The sequence below is a fragment of the Streptococcus sobrinus DSM 20742 = ATCC 33478 genome (assembly GCF_000686605.1).
GTDB classification, from domain to species: domain Bacteria; phylum Bacillota; class Bacilli; order Lactobacillales; family Streptococcaceae; genus Streptococcus; species Streptococcus sobrinus.
Map to the genome: position 1 here is coordinate 24,620 of NZ_JMLC01000025.1, position 6,673 is coordinate 31,292.

A 6,673-nucleotide genomic window follows, 5' to 3' on the forward strand; every position below is an offset into this window, starting at 1 on the left:
ACTGGCTCATTGAGCTAAGGATTTATACAAACTCCCCATTTTAGGAAGTGAACAATGGATAATAGACCAATTGGCTTTTTGGATTCTGGTGTTGGTGGACTGACAGTTGTTCGCGAGCTTATGCGGCAACTCCCCCACGAAGAGATTGTTTACATTGGTGATTCGGCTAGGGCTCCTTATGGTCCAAGACCAGCCCAGCAGATCCGTGACTATACCTGGCAACTGGTCGATTTTCTCTTGACCAAGGATGTTAAGATGATTGTCATTGCCTGCAATACGGCGACTGCGGTTGTCTGGGAAGAAATTAAGGAAAAGTTGGCTATTCCTGTGCTGGGCGTGGTTTTGCCAGGTTCTAGTGCCGCCATCAAGTCAACAAGTTCTGGCAAGATTGGTGTCATTGGGACCCCCATGACAGTTAAGTCCGACATCTATCGGGAAAAAATCGTTGATTTGGCTCCCCAGATGCAGGTAACCAGCTTGGCTTGTCCCCGCTTTGCCCCTCTGGTGGAGTCCAACCAGATGACCTCTAGTGTCGCTAAAAAGGTGGTCTATGAGAGCCTGGCTCCCCTAGTTGGCAAGGTGGATACTCTGATTTTGGGCTGTACCCATTATCCCCTCTTGAGGAGCATTATTCAAAATGTTATGGGACCTTCGGTCAAACTGATTGATAGTGGGGCTGAGACCATCCGTGATGTCTCTGTTCTGCTCAATTATTTCCAGCTCAATCGCAGCCGTGAGGTTTCTGCTAGTCAGCACCATTTCTACACAACGGCTGGGGTTGAGAGTTTTAGGGAAATTGCTGAGAATTGGCTGGGCCAGGATTTGAATGTGGAGCATGTGAAGCTATGACGGATAAAATTTATGAATACAAGGACGATCAGGATTGGTTTGTCGGTAAGTGGAGCGACTTTCCCAATATCTATAATTTGGGCCTGGAAAGGGATTTCTTCCAGATTGAGCATGAGCTAGCTGGACTGAATTCAGGCGAGCAGGGCTTTGATGTCTCGGTACTGCGTTATTCCTCGGACTTTCGTCTCATGGCCTTTATCATCGAGATGATAAATGATGCCATGGGCCGTCAGTTAGAAATCAAGCAGCACAAGGGAGCTATCCTCATTAGCGAAGGCCAGCAGCTAAGGCTGGTTCACCTGCCCGAGCAGGGCTTACCCTTGAGTGACTTTTTTGCAGGAGAGGGGCAAGCTAGCCTAGGCGATAAGATTCTCATTGCTACCCGCAATGAAGGCAAGACCAAGGAATTTCGCCAGATGTTTAAGAAGCTGGGCCTGGCAGTTGAAAATCTCAATGATTATCCTGACCTACCCGAGGTTGAGGAAACGGGGACGACCTTTGAAGAAAATGCCCGACTCAAGGCTGAGACCATTGCCGAATTGACTGGCCAGATGGTTTTGGCCGATGATTCCGGCCTCAAGGTCGATGCCCTGGGAGGCCTGCCAGGAGTCTGGTCGGCTCGTTTCTCTGGACCCAATGAAAGTGACGATCAAAATAATGCCAAACTCCTGCATGAGTTGGCCATGGTTTTTGAGGAAAAGGACCGCTCGGCCCAATTCCACACCACCTTGGTTGTGGCAGCTCCCCAGCGTGAGAGCTTGGTTGTTGAAGCCGATTGGCCAGGCTATATTGGCTTTGAAGCCAAGGGCGACAATGGCTTTGGTTATGACCCACTCTTTTTAGTGGGCGAGACCGGACGAACTGCAGCTCAGTTGACAGCAGAAGAAAAGAATGCTCAGTCTCACCGTGGTTTGGCTGTTAAGAAGTTGATGGAGGTATTTCCAGCATGGCAACAAGAACAATCATAGTAATGAGCGATTCCCATGGGGATCGTGACATTATCCAAACCATTAAGGATCAGTATCAGGGCAAAGTCGATGCTATCTTTCACAATGGCGATTCCGAGCTACCCTCCAATGATCCTATTTGGGAGGGAATCAAGGTCGTCAGGGGCAACTGTGACTATGACAACGGTTATCCAGAGTCCTTAGTGACCCAGTTTGGCGATGCCATTATTGCCCAAACCCACGGCCACCTCTACGGGATTAATTTTACTTGGGAGCGTCTAGATCTTTGGGCCCAATCCGTAGATGCTGATATCTGCCTCTATGGCCACCTGCATCGGGCCAGTGCTTGGCGAAATGGTAAGACTGTTTTTGTCAATCCAGGTTCGGTTTTGCAGCCTCGCGGGGAAGTCATGGAGAAGCTCTATGCCAAGATTGAAATTACAGATAAGACCATTAAGGTGGACTATTATACCCGTAACCACCAACTCTATCCAAGTTTAAGTCAGGAATTTGAGCGATGATTGCTAAAGAATTTGAAACCTATCTCCAGCCTTTTGTACCAGAATATCTGACGCCAGCTGAAGATCTAGCTCTGGTCATGTCCAACCACAAGGTGGGCCATGTCATGCTGCTTTTGACTCGAAATGGCTATTCCAGAATTCCTGTCATGTCAACGGATAAACGCTATATGGGGACCATTTCCATGGCAGATATTCTTGCCTATCAGGCAGAGAAAGTTCTGTCGGAAGCTGACCTGATGGAGCTGGAGATTATTGAGATGCTCAACCACAAGATTGAAATTTTGACCGATGATGCAGATTTGACTGAAATTTTGCATAAGATTGTTGATTTTCCTTTTTTACCGGTGATTGACCAGCAAGGCATTTTCCTTGGCATCATCACTCGTAAGAAGGTACTCAAATCAATCAATAGCCTACTGCACAATTTTACCCAGGAGTATCAGATTGAACCAGTTGACCCAGAGTCTTAAGGACTTTATTGCCAGTAAAGATTTGTCGGAGAATTCTCGCAGGTCCTATCTCTATGACTTGCAGCAGTTTTCCCAGCAGGTGGATGGCCAGATTTCTGCCAGTAAGATTAAGCTCTACCAGCAATCCCTGGGGGAACTCAAGCCCTCAGCTCGCAAACGCAAGCTCTCAAGCGTTAATCAATTTCTTCTCTATCTCTACGAAGCAGGACAAGTGGACAGCTACCATCGCTTGAAGAGTCATGAGAAAGTGAGAGCAGAAGCGAAGAAGCAGGAGGCCTTAGATCTGACTGTCTTTGCACAAGCCGACTCCAGTCCAGGTAAGTGGATGGCTCTTTTAATTTTGGAGCTGGGTTTAACCCCCAGTGAGATGGCTGGTATTAAACTGGCTGACTTGGATTTGGAATTTCAGGTCATTCGCCTGCAAAAGGCCGACCAGGTGAGGATTCTTCCTTTGCCAGAAGTTCTGCTGACCTGGCTTGGTCAGCTTAAGGGTGACCTGGCAGAGCAGACCTATATTTTTGATAAGAAGGGCCAGCCCTATTCTCGGCAATGGTTTTTCAACCAGCTCAACGAGTTTTTGGCCCAGGTCGGCTTTCCCGACTTGACTGCCCAGAAATTGCGGGAACAGTATATTTTACGAGAGGTCCAAAAGGGGACCTCCCTCTTGGATTTGGCTAAGAAATTGGGCCTCAAGAGCCCCTTAACCTTGGAGCACTATTACAAGAATGGATATTAAACTAAAAGATTTTGAGGGACCACTGGACTTGCTCTTGCATCTGGTCTCAAAATATGAAATGGATATTTATGACGTGCCCATCGTTGAGGTCATCGAGCAATATCTGGCCTATATTTCCACCCTTCAGGCCATGCGCTTGGAAGTTGCTGGTGAATATATGGTCATGGCCAGCCAGCTCATGCTGATTAAGAGCCGCAAGCTCCTACCAAAAGTGGTGGAGGAAACGCCGTTAGAGGAAGATCCCGAGCAGGAATTGCTCAGTCAGTTGGAAGAGTATCAGAGATACAAGGAGCTCAGCAAGGAATTGGCGGCCCAGCACGAAGTCAGGGCCCAGTATTTCTCCAAGCCCAAGCAGGAGCTGATTTACGAGGATGCCCAGCTGTCTCACGATAAGACAACCTTGGATCTCTATCTAGCCTTTTCCAAGGTTATGGCGACCAAGCAAGAAGAAATCAAAAACAGCCATACCACCATTGAGCGGGATGACTACAAGATTGAAGATATGATGGAGCTAGTGGCGACGCGATTGACAGGCCACAAATCTGTCGAGCTGGGGCAAATCTTCTCAGAAGCCCAGTCCATGAATGAGGTCATCACCATCTTTTTAGCTGCCCTGGAATTGATTAAGGTCGGTCGGGTTCGAGCCCAACAGACGGAAAACTTTGGGCAAGTCACCTTGACAGCCCTAGAAGGAGAGCAGATTTAATGTCTTACTTAGCTCAAATTGAAGCCCTGCTCTTCGTGGCAGGAGAAGATGGCCTTAGCCTGCGAAATCTAGCTAGCCTGCTGGATATTTCCGTTACGGCTGTTACTCAGCAGTTGGACAAGCTGGCTGAGAAATACAGCTCGGATCAAGACTGTGCCCTTTGCTTGCTGGAGTCGTCCAATAGTTACAAGCTGGTCACCAAGGAGGATCAGGCAGAGCTTTTGCGGCAGTATGCTAAGGCTCCTATCAATCAGAGCCTGTCGCGGGCCAGTTTGGAAGTTCTCTCCATCGTGGCCTACAAGCAGCCCATTACTCGGGTCGAGGTTGATAGCATCCGCGGGGTTAATTCCAGCGGAGCTATTTCCAAGTTGCAGGCCTTTAGCCTCATCCAGGAAGTCGGCAAGAAGGAAGTCATCGGCCGGCCCAACCTCTATGCGACCACCGATTATTTCTTGGACTATATGGGTATCAATAGCCTAGATGAGCTGGTTGATGCCTCAGCTATTGAGCTGGTCGACCAAGAGATGACCCTCTTTAGTGAGGATGATATTTAATCCCAAGAAAAAATCAAAAGCCGAACTCGTTTGCTAGGTAAGAAATACTTTGTGATAGGACATCTGCGAACGAAGTGAGTTAAATCTGATTTTTAGTTTTAAAGAGTATAAAAGAAAGAAAACTATGAGAATTAATAAATATATTGCCCACGCTGGTCTGGCTAGTCGCAGAAAGGCAGAAGAGCTTATTAAAGGAGGACTGGTGACCATCAATGGTCAGGTCGTGACCGAGCTGGCTACCAATGTCAAAAATGGTGACCGAGTTGAGGTTTCCGGTCAGCCCGTCTATAATGAGGAGAAGGTTTACTACCTCCTCAACAAGCCTCGGGGGGTGATTTCCAGCGTTTCTGATGACAAGGGCCGCAAGACTGTTATCGACCTTTTGCCCGATGTCAAGGAGCGGATTTATCCGGTCGGTCGTTTGGACTGGGATACGACTGGGGTCTTGATTTTAACCAATGATGGGGACTTTACTGATGAGATGATTCATCCCCGCAATGAGATTGACAAGGTCTATCTGGCCCGTCTCAAGGGACTGGCCACCAAGGAAAACTTGCGACCTCTGACAAGGGGTGTCGTCATTGATGGTAAGAAGACAGGCCCAGCCCGCTACAAGATTATCAAGGTTGAGCCCGATAAGAACCGCTCGCTTGTCGAGCTGACCATCCATGAAGGCCGCAACCATCAGGTCAAGAAGATGTTTCAAGCCGTCGGTCTCTTGGTGGATAAGCTCTCACGCACCCAGTTTGGGACCCTCAATCTTCGTGGCCTCCAACCAGGGGAATCCCGTCGCTTGAGCAAAAAGGAAGTCAGCCAGCTCCACAATGCAGCTGTGACCAAGCACCAATGAAAAAGCTCCTGATTGCCCCCGTTCGGCTCTACCAGAAATTGATTTCACCTTTGACACCAGCATCCTGTCGTTACCAGCCAAGCTGTTCTAATTATATGATTCAGGCCATCGAAAAACACGGCCTGGTAGGAGTTCTGATGGGAATAGCTCGCATCCTACGCTGTCACCCCTTCGCCCAAGGCGGTGCCGACCCCGTCCCCGACCATTTCTCCTTGAAGAGAAATCGAGAACCCAAGTCTAAGTAAGGCTTGGGTTTTTTGATATAATAAGAGCAAGAAAGGATGTTAAAAGTGGCTAAGTTTAAGAAGTTCAGTATTGTGTTACATAATAAAGACTCTTTTGAAGCTTGTTTGAAAGACGAATTCGAAGATTCAAATTATCATGAGTTTGATACCGAAAAATTTGAAAGCATAGATGAAGGAAGAATTTATATCTCAGAAACTGTAGAAAATTCAGTTGAATGGATTGATGAACTGAACACATATACTAGTGATTCATTGAAGAAGGATGAATATAAAAATAGGTCAAATAAAGCAGTGCTGATGTTGAAATTCAGTGATAAAATTTTTAGCTTTATCTACGGATATGGTCGAACTATGCTTAAAGATTCAACAATTAAGAAGAATTTCGGATTGCGAACTGCTATTAATTTGATTTCTGAGGAAAGTATAAAAAGTGTCAATACATTAAATATTTCCTCTGATTTTATTGATACACAGAGACAAGCTTTTGGTAGTGTAAAATAAGTTGTGTAAACACAAAAAGGAATAAATCCGTTATAGTAGAGTTGCGAAACATTACTAGAAAGAGATTTATTCCTATGACTCAGTTTACCACAGAACTACTTAACTTCCTAGCCCAAAAGCAAGATATTGATGAATTTTTCCGTACTTCTCTTGAAACAGCTATGAATGACCTGCTTCAAGCAGAGTTATCAGCCTTTTTAGGGTATGAACCTTACGATAAAGTAGGCTATAATTCTGGGAATAGTCGTAATGGAACCTATTCACGGAAATTTGAAACCAAATATGGGACTGTTC

11 protein-coding genes are annotated in these 6,673 nt (G+C 46.5%); all 11 read left to right on the forward strand.

The genetic code is table 11. The features are described from left to right. Positions 1 to 54 precede the first annotated feature (54 nt). Positions 55 to 849, forward strand: coding sequence for a glutamate racemase (gene racE, locus BS63_RS0108315; protein WP_002963289.1), 795 nt, complete (start codon positions 55 to 57; stop codon positions 847 to 849). Continuing rightward, a complete protein-coding gene (locus BS63_RS0108320; protein WP_002963288.1) occupies positions 846 to 1,817 on the forward strand; it encodes a nucleoside-triphosphate diphosphatase in 972 nt (323 codons plus the stop codon). Before racE ends, BS63_RS0108320 begins: the two co-directional genes overlap by 4 nt. After that, complete coding sequence (locus tag BS63_RS0108325; RefSeq protein WP_002963287.1) at positions 1,796 to 2,317, forward strand: metallophosphoesterase; 522 nt, start codon at positions 1,796 to 1,798, stop codon at positions 2,315 to 2,317. Before BS63_RS0108320 ends, BS63_RS0108325 begins: the two co-directional genes overlap by 22 nt. Continuing rightward, positions 2,314 to 2,787, forward strand: a complete 474-nt coding sequence (cbpB, locus tag BS63_RS0108330; protein WP_002963285.1) for a cyclic-di-AMP-binding protein CbpB — start codon at positions 2,314 to 2,316, stop codon at positions 2,785 to 2,787. The genes BS63_RS0108325 and cbpB overlap by 4 nt, the downstream gene beginning before the upstream one ends. Next, complete coding sequence (xerD, locus tag BS63_RS0108335; protein WP_002963283.1) at positions 2,762 to 3,523, forward strand: site-specific tyrosine recombinase XerD; 762 nt, start codon at positions 2,762 to 2,764, stop codon at positions 3,521 to 3,523. Before cbpB ends, xerD begins: the two co-directional genes overlap by 26 nt. After that, positions 3,513 to 4,229, forward strand: coding sequence for a segregation/condensation protein A (locus BS63_RS0108340; protein ID WP_002963281.1), 717 nt, complete (start codon positions 3,513 to 3,515; stop codon positions 4,227 to 4,229). The genes xerD and BS63_RS0108340 overlap by 11 nt, the downstream gene beginning before the upstream one ends. After that, positions 4,229 to 4,783 (forward strand): SMC-Scp complex subunit ScpB, encoded by a 555-nt coding sequence (gene scpB, locus BS63_RS0108345; protein ID WP_002963280.1) that lies wholly within the window; start codon positions 4,229 to 4,231, stop codon positions 4,781 to 4,783. Before BS63_RS0108340 ends, scpB begins: the two co-directional genes overlap by 1 nt. A 124-nt stretch (positions 4,784 to 4,907) precedes the next feature. Continuing rightward, complete coding sequence (locus BS63_RS0108350) at positions 4,908 to 5,633, forward strand: pseudouridine synthase (RefSeq protein WP_002963279.1); 726 nt, start codon at positions 4,908 to 4,910, stop codon at positions 5,631 to 5,633. Further along, positions 5,630 to 5,878: a membrane protein insertion efficiency factor YidD gene (yidD, locus tag BS63_RS1000000111900; RefSeq protein ID WP_002963278.1), complete on the forward strand. Its 249-nt coding sequence runs from the start codon at positions 5,630 to 5,632 to the stop codon at positions 5,876 to 5,878. The genes BS63_RS0108350 and yidD overlap by 4 nt, the downstream gene beginning before the upstream one ends. Positions 5,879 to 5,914: 36 nt before the next feature. After that, positions 5,915 to 6,379 carry a DUF6119 family protein gene (locus BS63_RS0108360; RefSeq protein WP_002963277.1) on the forward strand — a complete coding sequence of 155 codons (465 nt, stop codon included), beginning with the start codon at positions 5,915 to 5,917 and terminating at the stop codon, positions 6,377 to 6,379. Between the two features lie 74 nt (positions 6,380 to 6,453). Continuing rightward, positions 6,454 to 6,673 (forward strand): transposase (locus BS63_RS0108365; RefSeq protein ID WP_028798539.1); only part of this gene is annotated, 220 nt, incomplete at its 3' end.